At 37.9% G+C, this 17,776-nt stretch carries 18 protein-coding genes; all 18 read right to left on the bottom strand.

The genetic code is table 11. The features are described from left to right. Window positions 1-22 precede the first annotated feature (22 nt). Window positions 23-604 (bottom strand): MotE family protein, encoded by a 582-nt coding sequence (locus tag BK585_RS15680; RefSeq protein WP_078554675.1) that lies wholly within the window; start codon window positions 602-604, stop codon window positions 23-25. Further along, window positions 601-1,053: a flagellar export protein FliJ gene (gene fliJ, locus BK585_RS15685; protein WP_078554676.1), complete on the bottom strand. Its 453-nt coding sequence runs from the start codon at window positions 1,051-1,053 to the stop codon at window positions 601-603. The genes BK585_RS15680 and fliJ overlap by 4 nt, the downstream gene beginning before the upstream one ends. Next, entirely contained in the window at window positions 1,053-2,372 is a 1,320-nt protein-coding gene (fliI, locus tag BK585_RS15690) for a flagellar protein export ATPase FliI (protein ID WP_078554678.1), read from the bottom strand. The genes fliJ and fliI overlap by 1 nt, the downstream gene beginning before the upstream one ends. After that, the gene (gene fliH / locus BK585_RS15695; protein ID WP_170885621.1) at window positions 2,359-3,150 is read right to left on the bottom strand and encodes a flagellar assembly protein FliH; all 792 of its coding nucleotides are present in this window, start codon (window positions 3,148-3,150) and stop codon (window positions 2,359-2,361) included. Before fliH ends, fliI begins: the two co-directional genes overlap by 14 nt. Beyond that, the gene (fliG, locus tag BK585_RS15700) at window positions 3,143-4,156 is read right to left on the bottom strand and encodes a flagellar motor switch protein FliG (protein WP_078554681.1); all 1,014 of its coding nucleotides are present in this window, start codon (window positions 4,154-4,156) and stop codon (window positions 3,143-3,145) included. Before fliG ends, fliH begins: the two co-directional genes overlap by 8 nt. A 12-nt stretch (window positions 4,157-4,168) precedes the next feature. Next, window positions 4,169-5,767 (bottom strand): flagellar basal-body MS-ring/collar protein FliF, encoded by a 1,599-nt coding sequence (gene fliF / locus BK585_RS15705; protein WP_078554682.1) that lies wholly within the window; start codon window positions 5,765-5,767, stop codon window positions 4,169-4,171. A gap of 39 nt (window positions 5,768-5,806) precedes the next feature. Next, a complete protein-coding gene (gene fliE / locus BK585_RS15710; protein WP_078554683.1) occupies window positions 5,807-6,106 on the bottom strand; it encodes a flagellar hook-basal body complex protein FliE in 300 nt (99 codons plus the stop codon). A gap of 24 nt (window positions 6,107-6,130) precedes the next feature. Then, the gene (gene flgC, locus BK585_RS15715; RefSeq protein WP_170885622.1) at window positions 6,131-6,580 is read right to left on the bottom strand and encodes a flagellar basal body rod protein FlgC; all 450 of its coding nucleotides are present in this window, start codon (window positions 6,578-6,580) and stop codon (window positions 6,131-6,133) included. A gap of 2 nt (window positions 6,581-6,582) precedes the next feature. Beyond that, window positions 6,583-6,987 (bottom strand): flagellar basal body rod protein FlgB, encoded by a 405-nt coding sequence (flgB, locus tag BK585_RS15720; RefSeq protein ID WP_078554685.1) that lies wholly within the window; start codon window positions 6,985-6,987, stop codon window positions 6,583-6,585. A gap of 314 nt (window positions 6,988-7,301) precedes the next feature. Further along, window positions 7,302-8,081, bottom strand: coding sequence for a GTP-sensing pleiotropic transcriptional regulator CodY (gene codY / locus BK585_RS15725; RefSeq protein ID WP_078554687.1), 780 nt, complete (start codon window positions 8,079-8,081; stop codon window positions 7,302-7,304). Between the two features lie 22 nt (window positions 8,082-8,103). After that, window positions 8,104-9,498, bottom strand: coding sequence for an HslU--HslV peptidase ATPase subunit (gene hslU, locus BK585_RS15730; protein ID WP_078554688.1), 1,395 nt, complete (start codon window positions 9,496-9,498; stop codon window positions 8,104-8,106). Between the two features lie 22 nt (window positions 9,499-9,520). Continuing rightward, on the bottom strand, window positions 9,521-10,066 hold the full coding sequence (gene hslV, locus BK585_RS15735; RefSeq protein WP_078554689.1) for an ATP-dependent protease subunit HslV: 546 nt from the start codon (window positions 10,064-10,066) through the stop codon (window positions 9,521-9,523). A 35-nt stretch (window positions 10,067-10,101) separates the two neighbouring features. Beyond that, a complete protein-coding gene (gene xerC, locus BK585_RS15740; RefSeq protein ID WP_078556845.1) occupies window positions 10,102-10,998 on the bottom strand; it encodes a tyrosine recombinase XerC in 897 nt (298 codons plus the stop codon). Between the two features lie 79 nt (window positions 10,999-11,077). After that, window positions 11,078-12,379 carry an FADH(2)-oxidizing methylenetetrahydrofolate--tRNA-(uracil(54)-C(5))-methyltransferase TrmFO gene (trmFO, locus tag BK585_RS15745; protein ID WP_078554691.1) on the bottom strand — a complete coding sequence of 434 codons (1,302 nt, stop codon included), beginning with the start codon at window positions 12,377-12,379 and terminating at the stop codon, window positions 11,078-11,080. Window positions 12,380-12,424: 45 nt separating this feature from the next. Next, window positions 12,425-14,500, bottom strand: a complete 2,076-nt coding sequence (gene topA / locus BK585_RS15750) for a type I DNA topoisomerase (protein ID WP_078554692.1) — start codon at window positions 14,498-14,500, stop codon at window positions 12,425-12,427. A gap of 90 nt (window positions 14,501-14,590) precedes the next feature. Beyond that, window positions 14,591-15,496 (bottom strand): DNA-processing protein DprA, encoded by a 906-nt coding sequence (gene dprA / locus BK585_RS15755; RefSeq protein ID WP_245805847.1) that lies wholly within the window; start codon window positions 15,494-15,496, stop codon window positions 14,591-14,593. A 78-nt stretch (window positions 15,497-15,574) separates the two neighbouring features. Next, on the bottom strand, window positions 15,575-16,480 hold the full coding sequence (gene sucD, locus BK585_RS15760) for a succinate--CoA ligase subunit alpha (protein WP_078554694.1): 906 nt from the start codon (window positions 16,478-16,480) through the stop codon (window positions 15,575-15,577). A gap of 18 nt (window positions 16,481-16,498) precedes the next feature. Next, the gene (gene sucC, locus BK585_RS15765) at window positions 16,499-17,659 is read right to left on the bottom strand and encodes an ADP-forming succinate--CoA ligase subunit beta (RefSeq protein ID WP_078554695.1); all 1,161 of its coding nucleotides are present in this window, start codon (window positions 17,657-17,659) and stop codon (window positions 16,499-16,501) included. Window positions 17,660-17,776 lie beyond the last annotated feature (117 nt).

The raw sequence follows: 17,776 nt of genomic DNA on the forward strand, positions 1-17,776 counted from the left end.
TCCTTTCAATCGGAATCCTAACTTATTGGTCTGTAAGATTAGCCATAATTTCAGCGGCTTTCTCTGTTTCCATTTTTGTTAGAATAGCTGCTCTAGCAGCAACAGGAACCTGTGATAAATGCAATAATGTTTGGTCTAGTGGTAACTGTTCTAATATGGCTGCCGCATTCTTTGCTGACATCGCCTGATATGTCTTCCCTATATCTTCCAAGTCTTTTCTTGGTTCGTCTTTTTCCACTTCAGGTTCTTTATCTTTAAGCTCAAGCTTTTGCTCTAAAATTTTGTTTTGTTCTTCAATCTTGGCAATTTTGTCATTCTTGGCTTCCATTACCGCTTCTAATTCTTCAATAACCGCTTCTTTTTCCAAAATGCTAGCTAAAAGGTCGTCTACCTTCATTTCATCGTCTTCTGTTCCTTCTACTTCCTCACCTATAATGGTTGAAATGTAAGGGATTTTCGCTCCGACTTCTTTTGCCTTGCCTAGCGTATTGTAACCGAGTAATGACGAAAGACTAAAAAACAAGATAATAAGGAAGCAACAAGGGATAAAAATAACAAAGAAGAACACTTGAAATTTGCCATACTCTTTTTGATTTTCACTCATGCTCTCACCTTATTTCGATTAACATATAGTTGCACTGATATTTCATCCATGAATTGATTTTCTTTTGCCTTTTCCTCAAAGAGGTATTGCTCGTATTTTCGCTCTTTCATGATTTCGAACGTTTTGACGTCAATCGAACTTTTCGTTAATACATCTTGTGTTTGAACCATTTGTTCACGCGCGACATTCGTTTTAAATTGTTGCTCTTCGATGTTTCGTTGCAAACCGCTCATCACGGATTGATGTCGTTGAAGTTCAAATACCACTATCCCTTTTTCTAGCTTTGTACGATAGTCGCTTTCAATTTCTTCTTTTCTCTTCAATAAGTTGTAGAGCTGTGTTGCCGTTTCTTCAAATGTTTGCGTAGCAGTAATATACATTTGTTGCTTTTCTTGTTTATCTTTTTCTTTTATTTCAAGTACTTTTTGTAGAGTATAACGAAAGCTCATTAGTAATCCCCCTTCGAAAATTGGACGACTAATTGCTGAACTGCCTCAGGTAGTGAACAAGCTTCTTCTGTGCCTTGTTTCAAGAAGTCAATGATTTTTGGATAGTTACGAATCGCATCATCAACTTGTTTTGAAGTTCCTCGTTTATAGGCACCGATGTTTATTAAGTCTTCTGACTCATAGTAAGTTGCTAATAACTGTCTCAATCCTTCAGCTGCTTGCATATGTTCTGGACTTGCAATATCATGCATGACTCGACTAACACTTCTCAAAATATTAATCGCAGGGAACTGGCCTTTGTTAGCTAGTGCTCGGTCCAAAACAAAGTGTCCATCTAATATTCCTCGAACGGCATCGGCAATTGGTTCATTAAAATCATCACCATCTACCAATACAGTATAGAATGCAGTAATTGTTCCTGATTTACTTGACCCGGAACGTTCTAATAGTTTTGGCAACATCGCAAACACCGATGGAGTATACCCTTTTGTAGTTGGAGGTTCTCCGATTGCTAATCCAATTTCACGTTGTGCCATCGCAAATCTTGTGACTGAATCCATCATTAGATTGACATTCAACCCTTGATTACGAAAATATTCTGCAATCGCAGTCGCTGTCATCGCTCCCTTTATCCTCATCAAAGGCGGTTGGTCAGAAGTCGCAACGACCAAAATTGTTCGTTTAAGTCCTTCTTCTCCTAAGTCACGTTCGATAAAATCCTTTACCTCACGACCACGCTCACCAATTAAAGCAATGACATTAATGTCAGCCTCTGAATTTTTAGTAATCATCGATAACAGCGTACTCTTACCAACACCACTTCCTGCAAAAATCCCAATTCTTTGTCCTTTTCCAACTGTTAATAATGCATCGATTGCTCTAACTCCCAGCCCCATTTGTTCTGTAATTCGAGGACGTTCTAACGGATTAGGAGGTGGGTTTTCTGTTGGAAACGCAGTTAAACCACCTGGCAAATCTGAACCGTCTAGCGGTTTTCCGCATCCATCAATGATTTTACCAATCAGATTGGAACCGACTTTGATTTGCAACGGTTTCCCTGTACCCTCAACCAAACTTCCAGGTGATATTTCATTTGTTCCATTTAACGGCATTAACAGGACATGTTCATCACGAAAGCCAACTACTTCGGCCATGACTTTGATTTTCTTTTGTTTGCCAACATGGATAAAACATAAATCTCCGATTGAAGCTTGAGGTCCCTTAGACTCAATCGTTAATCCCACAACTCTTGTGACTTTTCCATACCACTTAAATGATTCTATCCCCTGTATTTCTGCTAAAAGGCTATGAGCGTTCATGAGCACCCTCCTTTAGCCTTTCATGAAGATGGGCCTTAATTTCACTTAACTGACTGTCTACACTAGCATCAACTCTCCCAAAAGGAGTTTCAAGAATACAATCTAATTCATATAATGAGGAATCAGGGTATATATATAGCTCCTCAGAGCGATTTAGTAAATTTAATAGTTCATCCTTGTGCTGTAATGTTCTTTCATACATCGTTGGGTGAACAAATACTTTCACTTCACTATGGTCTCTAACCTCATTAATCGCTTCCTTTAACAAGCTTGACCAAGCTTCATTATTTTCAGTAATGATTTGAGGAATCATCTTTTTACTAATCGCTAATGCAAGGTCAATGATAACAGCTTCCGCCTTTTCCACTCGGTCAATATAATCTTTCTTTGAAGCTTCAATGACTGTATATGCCTCAGAGATTAATTCGTTACACTGTTCTTTACCTGCCATTTCTCCTTGAGCAAACCCTTGTTGATATCCTTGTTGCATTGCTTCTTGCTTCATTGCTTCAAGGTCGTCATACGTTTGTTGACGTTCATATTCAAGTTGGCTCCGTAACTGCTCTATTTCTTCTTGACCATTTTTTATTATCATTTCAGCTTGTTGCTTTGCTTCCTCTAAAAGGAGAATTGCTGTTTGGTTTGGCTGATCATTTGCATCACTTGCTTCTCCTCGAACCATTGATGCTTCTTGCAATTCCTGTAATTGCTTTACTTTTATCGTAATCGTTCCTGTGTTTGTTTCATTAGTAAAAGGAGACTTTATTAATTTAGACAATAATATCATCTCCTCCGCCACGAGCGATTACGATTTCACCTGCCTCTTCTAATCGGCGAATTGTACCGACAATACGAGACTGAGCTTCTTCAACATCACGCAATCGAACTGGCCCCATAAACTCCATTTCTTCCTTAAATGTTTCTGCCATACGTTGTGACATATTACTGAAGATAATTTCCTTCACTTCATCACTACCGACTTTAAGCGCTAGCTTTAAGTCTTCATTTTCCACATCACGAATGACCCTTTGAATTGAACGATTATCAAGAGTAACAATATCTTCAAAGACAAACATACGCTTTTTAATTTCTTCTGCAAGTTCTGGATCTTGAATTTCTAATGCATCAAGTATTGTTCTTTCTGTACTTCTATCGACACCATTTAACACTTCAACGACAGCTTCAATTCCACCGGTTTCCGTATAGTCCTGAGTAACTGTAGCAGACAGCTTTTGTTCTAGAATGCTTTCTACCTCATTGACAATCTCTGGTGACGTGCTATCCATCAATGCAATTCGCTTGGCCACATCCGCTTGTACTTCTTGTGGAAGTTCTGAAAGAATTTGACCTGCCTGCACCGACTCCAAGTACGATAAGATTAGCGCAATTGTTTGTGGATGCTCATTTTGGATAAAGTTTAGTATTTGTGACGCATCCGCTTTTCTAGCAAAATCAAATGGTCGTACTTGTAATGTAGAAGTTAAGCGATTAATAATCGTCATCGCTTCAGATTCACCTAATGCTTTTTCTAAGACATTTTTGGCGTATCCTATACCACCTTGGGAAATATAATCCTGTGCAAGGACAAGCTGATGGAATTGCTCAACAATTTCTTCCTTTTGAGCACTTTCCACTTTTCGTACATTAGCAATTTCCAATGTCAGCTTTTCTATTTCTTCTTCACTTAAGTGCTTGTACACTTTAGCAGATACATCAGGACCTAAGGAGATAAGAAGGATAGCTGCTTTTTGTTTTCCGTTTAACTTTTGCTTACCGTCTTTCAACCTTTTCCCCTCCTAATCTTCTGTTAGCCACGTTCTAACTAACTTCGCAAAATCTTCTGGTTTGTCTTTCGCTAACCTTTCAAGCTGCTTACGTTTTACTGTATTTTCAGTATCTTCTTCTTCTGGAAGATCTGGAATTTCTCGAATTAATGGTGTAGAGCCTGTTCTTACTTCTTCTTCAACTGTTTCTTCTTTCTTGCTGCCACGACGTAATAATAAAACAAACAGTAACAAGATAATTGCGACTAACACGCCTCCAACAATATACATCCACGTTGGGATCACCGTCGTTTCAATTGGTTCAATAACTGGCTTTCCGTTAAAAGGTTGTGAAGAGACAAATACCTTTTGGTTAATTTGTTCGTCTGTTAATTCAGCAGCAATACTTGCATCAATACTCGTTCTTACAATCGTTCCTAAAATTTGTTGTATATCATTTAATCTTTCAATTGGTAATGAATTCGCGTCTTCTGGGTTAGGTGGTTCAACCATCACTTGAATTCCAACATCACGAATTTTATAAGGACTTTCCACAATTTGACGGCTAATTCGATTTACATCGTTATTAATCCGTTCCTCAATTCTTTCATAATCACCTGTTCCACCACCCATAACTCCAGGATAGTTTGGTATTGCTTCTCCTGTTGCAGCAATACCTCCATCAGGCATTTCATCACCAGTAAAAGTTTCAGTAATTCTTTCGATACTCACTGCTAGACCTTCCATATTTTCTTCATCAATAGGAGCTACTAACTCTTCCTGTCTGTTTTCCTGTGTAAAATCAACATCTGTAGATACAGAGACAAGCACTTTATCATGGCCCATCATTGTACCTAACATTTGCTGTAGTTGACGTTGAAGGTCCTGCTCGATATCTCTTTTTATCGCTCTTTGTTGTTCATAAGCTGTTAAGGCGGAATCGACAACAGCCGACTCATCCATGTATTCAAAATGCTCAAACATTTGGTTCATAATTACTATATTTTCAACTGGAAGGTTTGGAACACTTTTTGAAACAAGATGATATAGCGCTCTAACTTGTTTCGCTTCCATTTGATAACCTGGTGACGTATTAACAACAATAGATGCTGAAGCTGCATTTGGAACATCTTTTAGCCAGATGCTTTCTTCAGGTAATGTAATCATTACATTTGCACTAGAAATTCCATCTACATTTCGAATTAAGTTTGAAAGTTCTGTTTGAATAGCAGCTCTTTCAATGACTGAAAATTCGTTATCAGTCATACCAAAGCCCATTCCATCTTTAAACACACTGTAATCTATACTTCCGCTTTGAGGATAACCTTCTGCTGCTAATTCTACTTTTAACGTATCCACTAAAGGCTCTGGTACACTTATGGTCGTCCCATTGTTTGATATTTGTGATTGAATCCCTCTAGAATCTAGTTGCTCTTTCACACGTCCGGTTTCTTGAGCAGTTAAATTAGTATAAAGGGGCACAAAGTTAGACCGAGTACCTAGTACTATTACTAAAGCCATTATAATTATAAACAGTGCAATTGAACCTATAAATAACACTTTTTGGAAGCTAGACCGTTCGGCCCAAAAAGTACTGATTTTCTCTCTATATAACGTTAGTTTCTCGTTCATGTGCCCTCCTACCTAGACTGTCAAGTAAGTAATCTAATGTTAGACCTGCATTCTCATTACTTCTTGATATGCTTCTATGACTTTATTTCGAACTTCTACAGTTGCTTGTAACGACAATGATGCTTTCTGTCCAATAATCATCACTTCATGCAAATTGTCCATTTCTCCCCTAGCTAGCTTTTCAGTAGCAATGGAAGATTGATTTTGGAGTTCGTTTACGTTTTGAATAGCTTTATTAAGCTCTTGTTTAAATAGTGAATGTGCTTCCGCTGGTGTTCGTTTCGGTTTTAATTGTGATTGGTCAATGACAAATGGTGACTGTATTCCTTTTACATTCATTTGTAAGCTCTCCTTTTTCTAATCCTAACGTCCAATTTCTAATGCTTTTAATAGCATATTTTTAGTCGCATTTAATGCTGTTACATTTGCTTCATAAGACCGAGTTGCGCTCATTAAATCAACCATTTCACGTAAAGGATCGACATTGGGCATTTGAACATAGCCTTGGTCGTTGGCATCCGGATGAAATGGGTCATATACTAATTTAAATGGCGTTTGGTCATCAACGATTTTAGAAACCTTAACTCCTTCACCAGGGTTCGATGAATTCATCGCTTTATTTAAAAACGAATTAAAATTTGGTTGATTCGGTTGAAGCATAACCATCTTCCTACGATAGGGCTGCCATTCTCCGTTAACCAACGTTCCCCTTGTAGATTCTGCATTTGCCATATTTGAAGCTACAACATCCATCCTTAAGCGATTAGCCGTCAACGCAGAAGCTGTTGTATTAAAGCCACTAAAGATAGTCATACTTACCTTCCTCCTTTAATAACAGTTTGGAGGCTGTTAAAGCGACCATTTATACGGTCAATTAACGCATTATAATAGATTTGATTTTTTGCTAACTCAGACATTTCGTGATCAATATCAACATTGTTTTGGTTATGGTTATACATCGTACTCTTTACCGTCTTCACATAGGCTTCACGCTGAGAACCTGTACTAAATTCTAGATGATCCGTGTGAGTTCGATTTGCTTGGAACGATTTTGATTTTTCAATTTCCTTACCTAATGTATGTTGAAATTCAGCACGTTTCGCCTTGTAGTTAGGCGTATCAACATTGGCAATATTTTGAGCAATTGTTCGTTGACGTAACGCAGAACCTTGTAATGCTTTTTCAAGTGTTTGCAATGATGAACTTGAAAAGAGATTCATCCTTCTTCCACCTTCCTATACTAGATATAAAGAATTACGACTTTGTGTCGAATTATAAAATATCATGTCGTCATTTAATTATATTATAATATATTTCTACTAAAAAATAATATCCTTTTTTGTGATAATAGTATAGTTTATACCCCAAATAGTAATTATTGTTTATTATTTTTGAACTATATTATACTTTAGCTAAATCTTATAATACTACGAATAAAACTTTTGATCTACAAGTATTTTAAAAAATGCATGAAAAATGTCGAAAAAAAGAAGCTGCTTCATGAAGAAACAGCTTCTTGCCTATATAGTACTGGTTAATTTGACTTAATTTTTTCTAGTTCTGCTAAAAACTTCCCATTTAACACTTTGATGTATGTGCCTTTCATACCAAGTGAACGTGATTCAATGACACCAGCACTTTCTAACTTTCTTAATGCATTTACAATCACTGATCTTGTTATTCCCACTCGGTCAGCAATTTTACTAGCTACAAGTAATCCTTCTTTTCCATCTAATTCTTCAAAGATATGTTCAACCGCTTCAAGTTCACTATAGGATAATGAAGAAATCGCCATTTGAACTACTGCTTTACTTCTAGCTTCTTCTTCAATTTCTTGAGTTTTTTCATGTAAGATTTCCATGCCTACAACCGTAGCTCCATATTCAGCTAGAATTAAATCATCATTACTGAAAGAATCATTAAGACGAGCTAACACCAATGTCCCTAGTCGTTGTCCCCCACCTAATATAGGCACAATTGTAGTTAAACCTGTGGCAAATAAATCTTTATTTTCAACTGGAAACGCTGTGTACTCACTCTCAATATCAATATTCGCACTTGTTTCTTCTAATTTAAATAAATTTGTCGTATACACTTCAGGAAATTGTCTTTCTTCTAACATTTTCTTCATTCTTTCATTTTCAATCTCTTGCTTAATCGCATAGCCTAATAATTTCCCGCGTCGACTTACAACAAATATATTGGAACCTATTACATCGCGTAAGGTTTCTGCCATATCTTTAAAATTGACGTGTTGTCCACCAGACTTCTGAAGCATTTCGTTAATCTTTCTCGTTCTTGTCAATAAATCCATTTCCTATTCCTCCTAATAACTCCTATAAAATAAACTGACTGAGGTCCCTGTTTTTTGCAATCGTTGCGAGCTTTTCATCTACATAAGCTGGTGTGATTTGTATTTCTTCCAAGTTTATGTCTGGCGCTTCAAACGATAAGTCTTCTAATAACTTCTCTAATATCGTATGAAGTCTTCTTGCCCCTATGTTTTCAGTGTCCTGATTAACACTCGTTGCAATTGTCGCAATCTTATGAATAGCTTCGTCAGAAAAAACAACCTTTATACCTTCTGTTTCTAATAGGGCAGTGTATTGCTTAATTAGCGCATTATTTGGTTCAACCAAAATCCGTTTAAAATCATCCACTGTTAAGTTTGATAATTCAACTCGAATTGGGAATCTTCCTTGAAGCTCTGGAATTAAATCAGACGGCTTTGCCATATGAAATGCGCCGGCAGCGATAAAAAGCATGTGATCTGTTCGAACTGACCCATATTTGGTAACAACTGTAGAACCTTCAACAATTGGTAAAATATCTCTTTGAACCCCTTCTCTAGATACATCGGCAGAACTTTGATTTTTTCCAGCTACTTTATCAATTTCATCAATAAAAATAATTCCGAGTTCTTCTGCCTTCGTTACGGCCTCATGAGTCACTTCGTCCATATCGATTAACTTTTGTGCCTCTTCCTCCGTTAACACCTTTCTGGCTTCGGCCACAGTTAACTTTCTCTTTTTCTTTTTCTTCGGCATCATGTTCCCAAGCATATCTTGCATATTAATGCCCATTTGTTCCATTCCTGCCCCTTGAAACATATCAAGAAAATTTTGTGACTGTTCTTCGACCTCAACAGTAACAAACCAATCTTCTAATTCTCCAAGAGCTAATTGATGTGCCATTTGTCTTCGACGTTGTTGAATATCTTGTTGCTCTGAAGATTCTTGCGATTCTTGTTGTTCTTGTGCTTGATTTCCAAATAACATTTCTAATGGATTTTTATACTGATTTTGCTTTTTAGCTGTTGGCACAAGAAGGGATACGATTCGTTTATTTGCATTATCTTGAGCTTTTTCACGTACAGCATTCATACGTTCTTCCTTAACAATGCGAATCGAATTTTCAACAAGGTCTCGAACCATCGATTCAACGTCTCTCCCTACATATCCAACCTCAGTAAATTTTGTTGCTTCTACTTTCGTAAATGGAGCGCCCACTAACTTTGCTAAGCGTCTAGCGATTTCTGTTTTACCAACACCAGTAGGTCCAATCATTAAGATGTTTTTTGGCGTGACTTCATCTCGTAATTTTTCGCCAAGCAAGCCCCGACGATATCTATTACGAAGCGCTATAGCCACTGATTTTTTCGCTTTTTCTTGTCCTACAATGTATTGGTCTAGTTGGTTTACGATTTGTCTAGGTGTTAACTGAATACCCATCGATTCGCCTCCACTCATGTTTTTATAGCTCCTCTATGACGATTTGGTCATTCGTATATACACATATTTCTCCAGCTGTTTCTAATGCTGCCATAGCAATTTCTCTGGCTGATAAGTTAGGCGCATGCTTCTTTAATGCTCTTCCAGCCGAGAGAGCATAGTGTCCTCCAGAACCAATGGCCAATACGCCATCATCTGGCTCAATCACTTCACCAGTTCCTGAGACTAGCAAAAGATTCGATTCATCCATCACAATTAACATCGCCTCAAGCCTACGAAGTACTTTATCACTTCGCCATTCTTTCGCAAGTTCTACAGCAGCGCGTTGTAAATTCCCATTAAATTCTTCAAGCCTTCCTTCGAATTTCTCAAATAACGTAAAGGCATCGGCAACCGAACCTGCAAATCCTGCTACTACTTTTCCATGAAACAGTTTTCGAACCTTTTTAGCTGTATGCTTCATCACAACAGCATTGCCAAATGTAACTTGACCATCCCCAGTCATTGCACATCTACCGTTATGCTGTATTGCAAATATAGTTGTTGCATGAAAAGTTTGCTCAGACATATCATGTATCCCTCCACTTTTTCTTTTTGTTTAAGCTATGCTCTTGGGTGGTGTTTCATATACACATCACGCAAACGGTCTTTTGTGACATGCGTATAGATTTGGGTCGAGGACAACTTCTCATGTCCTAGCAATTCCTGAACAATTCGTAAATCGGCTCCATTGTTTAATAAATGAGTAGCAAAAGTATGGCGCAACATATGCGGACTAATATGTATTGTTAAGGCAGCGGCTTGTATTCTGGCATTTAGGATATTTCTGACACTTCTATCCGTGAGTGGACCTCCTCTAAAGTTTAAAAATAAATGGTCATTCCCGCTTCCTGTTTTTTTCTTCAGTAATTCGGGACGACTATGTTCAAGATAGTTTTCAATTGCATCTAAAGCAAAGCTTCCCACTGGAACATACCTTTCTTTTTTTCCTTTTCCAAAAACAAAAATGGTCCCAATCGAAAAATCAATATCTTTAATCTTTAACCTGCAGCATTCACTCACTCGGATTCCTGTCGCATAAAGAATTTCAATAATCGCTTTATCACGAATATCTAATGGTTTTGTTGTAGAGAAAGATGAAAATAGCTGATTCATTTCCTCTTCATAAAGGAAATTCGGTAGTCGACTTTCGCTTTTTGGTAATTTTGCAATCCTAAAAGGATTTTCTTCAACTAGCTTTTCTCTTTCTAACAACCTATATAGACTTCTCATGCTTGATATTTTTCTAGCCACAGTCGCCCTGGATAACTTTCTTCGATGTAACTCTGTAAGGTAATCACGAACAAAAGCATAAGAAACAGCAGAAAATTGGGTGATGTTGTGCTGCTTCATAAAGACATAAAAATCATTAATATCGAGTTCATAATTAATTAGGGTATGTTCTGAACTGTTTTTTTCGATCTGTAAATATTGAAAAAATAGTTGTTTCTCAAACTCGATTGTTGAATTTGTCACTTATTCCACCTCACATAAGAGCTACTAAATTTTATCACAATTTAGTAGCTCTTTTCAATAAAGTTTACATTTTTTTCACAAAATTCTGAATTGTCTCCAATGCTCGGTTAGCTAGTTGTTCATTTCTTTCTTGTTTATTACGTATTCTTTCAGGTAATGGTGGCAACAGACCAAAATTGGCGTTCATTGGTTGAAAGTTCTTTGAGTTAGCCGTTGTAATATAATTTGACATGCTTCCGATTACCGTCTCCTCAGGAAAAGCAAGCAGTTCTTCCCCATTCACAAGTCGGACCGCATTTATACCAGCAATTAATCCAGCTGCAGCAGATTCCACATATCCTTCTACTCCTGTGATTTGACCAGCAAAAAACAAATCATCACGTTCACGATATTGATATGTAGGTTTAAGTAAATTAGGAGAGTTAATAAACGTATTGCGATGCATAACACCATAACGTACGATTTCTGCCTTTTCTAAGCCAGGAATTAATTGAATGATTTCTTTTTGTGGTCCCCATTTAATATGCGTTTGGAATCCAACAATATTATATAACGTACCAGATTGATTATCTTGACGAAGTTGCACTACCGCATAAGGTCTTTTCCCTGTTTTTGGATCTTCTAAACCCACTGGTTTCATCGGACCAAATAACAGGGTTTTCTTTCCCCGCTTTGCCATAACCTCTACCGGCATACACCCTTCAAAAAAGATTTCTTTTTCAAATTCTTTTAAAGGTACGGCTTCTGCAGAAACGAGCGCTTCGTAAAAGCGATCAAACTCTTCTTCTGTCATCGGACAATTAAGGTATGCCGCTTCCCCTTTGTCATAACGGGATTTCAAATAAACCTTGTCCATATCGATGCTATCCGTTTCAATGATCGGAGCCGCTGCATCATAAAAATATAAATATTCTTGCCCAGTTAGTTCCTTTAGCTGAGCTGATAGAGCCTCTGAAGTAAGTGGACCTGTCGCAATAATAGTAGGACCATCTGGAATTCGGTCTACTTCTTCAGTAATAACGGTTACGTTTGGATGCTCTTTTACTCTCGTTGTCACAGCACTTGCGAACTCATGTCTATCTACCGCTAATGCCCCACCCGCAGGTACTGAACAATCATCAGCAGCTGAGATGATGACTGAATCTAAGATTCTCATTTCTTCCTTTAAAACACCTACAGCATTTGTTAGTGTATTGGCACGTAGAGAATTACTACATACCAATTCTGCAAATTTATCTGTATGGTGAGCAGGTGTTTGCTTCACAGGACGCATTTCATAAAGGTTTACTTTGATGCCTTGCTTTGCGATTTGCCAAGCTGCCTCACTTCCTGCTAACCCTGCTCCAATGACATTTACTTCTTTCATCGTACTTGTTGCTCCTTCCTACCTGGAAGCACACTCGTCTAGTTGCTAGTTTGCTTCTTCTTTATAATCACAAGAGACACATTGTACAGTCGTCCCTTTTTTCGTTTTCTTTTCTACGAGCATGTTTTGACATTTAGGACATTTTCTTGCGATCGGTTTATCCCATGAAACAAACTCACATTCTGGATATCGGTCACACCCATAGAATGTCCTTCTTTTCTTACTTTTTCTTTCAACGATATTTCCTTCATTACAACTTGGGCATTTTACCCCAATATCTTTGACGATTGCTTTTGTGTTACGACAATCTGGAAAGTTCGAACATGCCATAAATTTTCCGTATCGTCCCATTTTATAAACCATTTCATGCCCACATTTTTCACAATCTTCTCCTGCGGGCTCATCTTTAATTTCAACTTCTTTCATTTCTTCTTCAGCATGTTTTACTCTCTTCTCGAAATCTTTGTAAAAGTGGTCCATGATTTCTATCCAATTTTTTTGTCCCTCTTCAATGGAGTCTAAATCATTTTCCATATTTGCTGTAAATTCTACATCTAATATTTCAGAGAAAAATTCAGAGATTAGTTCAATGACGATTTCACCTAACTCCGTCGGAATAAAGCGCTTATCATCTAAGGCCACATAACCACGTCTTTGAATCGTGTCTAACGTAGGTGCAAACGTTGAAGGTCTCCCTATCCCTAGCTCTTCCATCGTTTTTACAAGTCTGGCCTCTGAATAACGTGGTGGTGGTTGAGTAAAATGTTGGTTTGGTGTGATCTCAACTTTTTGGACGGTGCCACCTTCTTCAAGGTTAGGAAGAAGTTTATCTTCTTCTTTTTTCCCGTCGTCATTGCCTTCGATATACACTTTCATAAACCCAGGAAATTTCACTTTAGAACCAGTTGCTCGGAAAACAACTCCGGAATTTTCTAAGTCTACGGTCATTGTATCCATGACGGCAGGTGCCATTTCGCTTGCTACTAATCGCTCCCATATCAGCTTATAGAGACGGAATTGGTCTCTTGATAAAAACTGCTTTACGATTTTCGGGTCTTTTTCAACCGAAGTGGGTCGAATCGCCTCATGAGCATCTTGTGTTTTCTTATCGCTTTTTTTCGTTGCTCTTTCGCCTTGTCTCGTATATTCTTTTCCATACGTTTGTTCAATATATGCTTTTGCTTCTTCTTTTGCTGTATCAGAAATTCGTGTAGAATCGGTACGCATATACGTTATGAGACCGACTGTCCCTTCTTTCCCGATATCAATTCCTTCATAAAGCTGTTGCGCTAGCATCATCGTCTTCTTCGCTCTAAAATTCAACTTACGTGCGGCTTCTTGCTGTAAAGACGAAGTTGTAAACGGTGCCACTGGATTACGTTTTCTTTCCTTTTTCTTTACGGACTGAATCGCAAAGCTATCGCCCTTAATCCTTGCTAAAACGTCTTTAACTTCTGACTCAGATTTAAGTTCTACTTTCTTGCTGTCGATTCCGTAAAATTTTGCATCAAATCCTTCTTTTTGCAGAGTAAACTCACCTTCAATGCTCCAGTATTCTTCTGGAACAAACGCTTGAATTTCTTTTTCTCTGTCAATAATCATTTTTACGGCAACCGATTGAACTCTTCCTGCACTTAAGCCTTTTTTCACTTTTTTCCACAGAATTGGACTGATGTTGTAGCCAACCAGTCGATCTAAGATACGTCTAGCTTGTTGGGCATCAACTAAATCCATATTAATCGGTCGTGGTGTTTTAAAAGCATCTTTTATCGCTTGCTTTGTAATTTCATTAAACACAACACGACAATCGGAATTTTCATCAATATTTAAACTGTGAGCGAGATGCCATGCAATCGCTTCACCTTCACGGTCCGGGTCAGCTGCGAGATAAATTTTCTTTACTTTTTTTGCAGCGGTTTTCAGTTCCTTTAACACAGGACCCTTTCCACGAATCGTAATATATTTAGGATCAAATTCCTTTTGTACATCTACTCCCATTTGACTTCTCGGCAAATCTCTTACATGTCCCATTGAAGCTTTGACTATATATTTCTTCCCTAAGTATTTACCAATTGTCTTTGCTTTAGCGGGAGATTCAACGATTACTAAGTAATCTGCCATATCCAGCAACTCCCCCTTCGAGGAAAATTAAAATCTTCCCTATTATTAAACACACTTTTAGCTTTTGTCAAATATTACTTAATATTTTGTCTATGAAATAGAATCTATTCTATCCATATTATCGTCGTTCCATTCCTCTAAAATGTCATTGATGTCTAGCACTAATTTCGCTCCTTGTTGAATTAGGCGATTAGGACCGACCGCTCTTTCCTCCACGATGGTTCCCGGAACAGCAAATACATCTCTTCCCTGTTCAAGTGCTTGGTCTGCTGTAATTAAGGCCCCACTTTTTTCTTTTGCTTCTATTATAATAGTTCCTCTACTTAACCCACTTACAATTCGGTTCCGTTCAGGGAATTGCCACTTTTGTGGCCTTACATGGGGAGGGTATTCAGATAAAAGCAAAGAAGTCGTAGCGATTCTTTGTGCTAGTTTTTCGTTTTGTTTTGGATAGATATGATTAAAACCGGACCCCAACACAGCTATCGTTTTTCCCTTTTCTGTTAGTGATATGGTATGAGCAATTGTGTCTATTCCTTTAGCTAATCCACTTACGATCACCCAGTTGTTTTTAGTTAAGGGCCTAACTAATTTATACGTACTTTGAATTCCAACAGCGGATGGGTCTCTCGTTCCTACTACTGCAATGGTATTCTTATACTGTAATAATGATTGCGCGCCTTTGCAATAGAAAACCCATGGAGGGTCAAATATTTCACTTAATAACGTAGGATAGTGTTCGTCATAAATCGTAACGGGTATGATGTTCTCTTTTCGATATTTCCCTAGTATACTCTTGATGTTAATCGTATGTAAATCATGGTGGAGAACTTCAGCGGTGTCTTTTCGTATCGAGAATTGTTCTCTCAAATAGGATACGGAATAGGAATAAAGCTCCGTCAGGGTTGAATCTAACGCCATTATCCTTTGAATCGTTTTCCACCCAGCACCTCGGCAATGATGAAGGTGTATTAATTTTTCCCGCTTGTCCTCCACCGTTCTTCCTCCTTTAGGTATAGAAATGATTTATCATATATGTAGCGAAAAAGCTCCCTAGAGAAGGGAGCTTATTTCTTATTTATGTGTAGTGCATTTTTCTAAAAGATTTTGCTCTTTTAAAACAGAAATTAAAGTTTCTCCCATAACAGAAGGAGTTGGTGCAACCTTAACACCGCAACTTTCTAATGTTTTAATTTTTTCCGCAGCTGTCCCTTTACCACCAGAAATAATCGCACCGGCATGACCCATGCGCTTTCCTGGAGGTGCTGTTTGACCACCAATGAAACCTACAACAGGCTTAGTCATATTAGCTTTAATCCATTCTGCAGCTTCTTCTTCAGCTGTACCACCAATTTCACCAATCATGATAACTGCATATGTATCAGGATCTTGATTGAACAGGTTCAGTACATCGATGAAGTTTGTTCCATTAACAGGATCACCACCAATACCAACAGCAGTAGATTGACCAATGCCTTCAGTAGAAAGTTGATGTACTGCTTCATATGTTAATGTTCCAGAGCGGGACACAACTCCAACGTGACCTTTTTTATGAATGTAACCAGGCATAATTCCAATTTTACATTCTTCAGGTGTAATAACACCAGGGCAGTTTGGTCCGATAAGACGTGTTTTCTTACCTTCCATAAAGCGTTTTACATTAACCATATCTAACACAGGAATTCCTTCAGTAATACAAATCACTAAATCTAGGTCAGCATCTGTAGCTTCCATGATTGCATCTGCAGCAAATGCAGGTGGAACATAAATAACTGATGCTGTTGCGCCTGTAGCAGCAACCGCTTGGTCTACTGTATCAAATACAGGAATCCCTTCGATTTCTGTACCGCCTTTACCAGGAGTCACTCCTCCAACGATTTGCGTTCCGTATTCAACCGCTTGTTTCGTATGGAATAAACCAGTAGCTCCAGTAATCCCTTGAACAATTACTTTTGTATCTTTATTAATCAGGATACTCATTCTCCACGTCCCGCCTTTCTATTTCACTAGAGAAACAATTTTTTGTGCACCATCAGCCATTGAGTCAGCTGAAGTGATATTTAAACCAGACTCATTTAAAATCTTTTTACCTAAGTCAACGTTAGTTCCTTCTAAACGAACAACAAGTGGAATTTCAAGGCCAACTTGTTTCGTCGCTTCAACAACACCTTCTGCAATAACATCACATTTCATGATTCCACCAAAAATGTTTACGAAGATTCCTTTTACGTTTTCATCAGAAAGAATAATTTTAAATGCTTCTGTAACTTTTTCTGCTGTTGCTCCACCACCAACATCAAGGAAGTTAGCAGGGTCACCACTGTAATGCTTAATGATATCCATCGTTGCCATTGCAAGTCCTGCACCATTAACCATACAACCAATGTTTCCATCTAATGAGATATAACTCAAGTCAAATTTTGAAGCTTCAATCTCTTTTGGATCTTCTTCTTCAAGGTCACGATACTCAAGGATATCTTTTTGACGATATAGTGCATTTGAGTCAAAGTTTAATTTAGCATCAAGTGCCATTACTTTACCGTCACCTGTAGTGACAAGTGGGTTAATTTCAGCAATTGAACAATCTTTTTCAACAAAAACTTTGTAAAGACCTAGCATAAACTTAACAGCTTGACCTACTAGTTCTTTTGGAATATTAATAGCAAATGCTAAACGACGAGCTTGAAATCCTTGTAACCCAACAGCTGGGTCTACAACTACTTTAAAGATTTTTTCAGGAGTAGCTTCTGCAACTTCTTCAATTTCAGTACCGCCTTCTTCAGAAGCCATCATAACGACTCTTTCAGTAGCTCGGTCTAACACAAGTCCGATGTAGTATTCTTTTTTAATGTCGCAACCTTCTTCAATAAGTAAACGTTTAACTTCCTTACCTTCTGGTCCAGTTTGATGAGTGACTAAAGTCTTACCTAAAATCTCATCAGCATATGTACGAACCTCGTCTAGATTCTTGGCAACTTTTACACCGCCTGCTTTTCCGCGTCCACCAGCATGGATTTGGGCTTTTACCACATTAATCTGAGAGCCTAATTCCTTTGCTGCTTCGACTGCTTCTTCAACAGTAAAAGCTACCTTACCATTTGGAACAGCTACTCCATATTGTCTAAGGAGCTCTTTACCTTGATACTCATGGATATTCATTCTCTCTCCATCCTCCTATCAATTGCATGATTGCATGCTGTATTGAAAAATTCGTTAAGTTTTGGCAAACTCCTTTATCATTGTAACACTTTTTTCATAATTTGGGCGAGTAAAAAG

Source organism: Bacillus alkalicellulosilyticus, assembly GCF_002019795.1.
Lineage (GTDB): Bacteria > Bacillota > Bacilli > Bacillales > Bacillaceae_F > Bacillus_AO > Bacillus_AO alkalicellulosilyticum.

What these genes read in the sequence shown, in the direction of transcription:
- fliE (WP_078554683.1), bottom strand. Translation starts at nt 6,106, where the DNA reads ATGAATGTAAAAGGAATACAGTCACCATTTGTCATTGACCAATCACAA.
- fliF (WP_078554682.1), bottom strand. Translation starts at nt 5,767, where the DNA reads ATGAACGAGAAACTAACGTTATATAGAGAGAAAATCAGTACTTTTTGG.
- flgC (WP_170885622.1), bottom strand. Translation starts at nt 6,580, where the DNA reads ATGACTATCTTTAGTGGCTTTAATACAACAGCTTCTGCGTTGACGGCT.
- hslV (WP_078554689.1), bottom strand. Translation starts at nt 10,066, where the DNA reads ATGTCTGAGCAAACTTTTCATGCAACAACTATATTTGCAATACAGCAT.
- fliI (WP_078554678.1), bottom strand. Translation starts at nt 2,372, where the DNA reads ATGAACGCTCATAGCCTTTTAGCAGAAATACAGGGGATAGAATCATTT.
- fliJ (WP_078554676.1), bottom strand. Translation starts at nt 1,053, where the DNA reads ATGAGCTTTCGTTATACTCTACAAAAAGTACTTGAAATAAAAGAAAAA.
- codY (WP_078554687.1), bottom strand. Translation starts at nt 8,081, where the DNA reads ATGGATTTATTGACAAGAACGAGAAAGATTAACGAAATGCTTCAGAAG.
- sucC (WP_078554695.1), bottom strand. Translation starts at nt 17,659, where the DNA reads ATGAATATCCATGAGTATCAAGGTAAAGAGCTCCTTAGACAATATGGA.
- trmFO (WP_078554691.1), bottom strand. Translation starts at nt 12,379, where the DNA reads ATGAAAGAAGTAAATGTCATTGGAGCAGGGTTAGCAGGAAGTGAGGCA.
- topA (WP_078554692.1), bottom strand. Translation starts at nt 14,500, where the DNA reads ATGGCAGATTACTTAGTAATCGTTGAATCTCCCGCTAAAGCAAAGACA.
- flgB (WP_078554685.1), bottom strand. Translation starts at nt 6,987, where the DNA reads ATGAATCTCTTTTCAAGTTCATCATTGCAAACACTTGAAAAAGCATTA.
- sucD (WP_078554694.1), bottom strand. Translation starts at nt 16,480, where the DNA reads ATGAGTATCCTGATTAATAAAGATACAAAAGTAATTGTTCAAGGGATT.
- hslU (WP_078554688.1), bottom strand. Translation starts at nt 9,498, where the DNA reads ATGGGTATTCAGTTAACACCTAGACAAATCGTAAACCAACTAGACCAA.
- BK585_RS15680 (WP_078554675.1), bottom strand. Translation starts at nt 604, where the DNA reads ATGAGTGAAAATCAAAAAGAGTATGGCAAATTTCAAGTGTTCTTCTTT.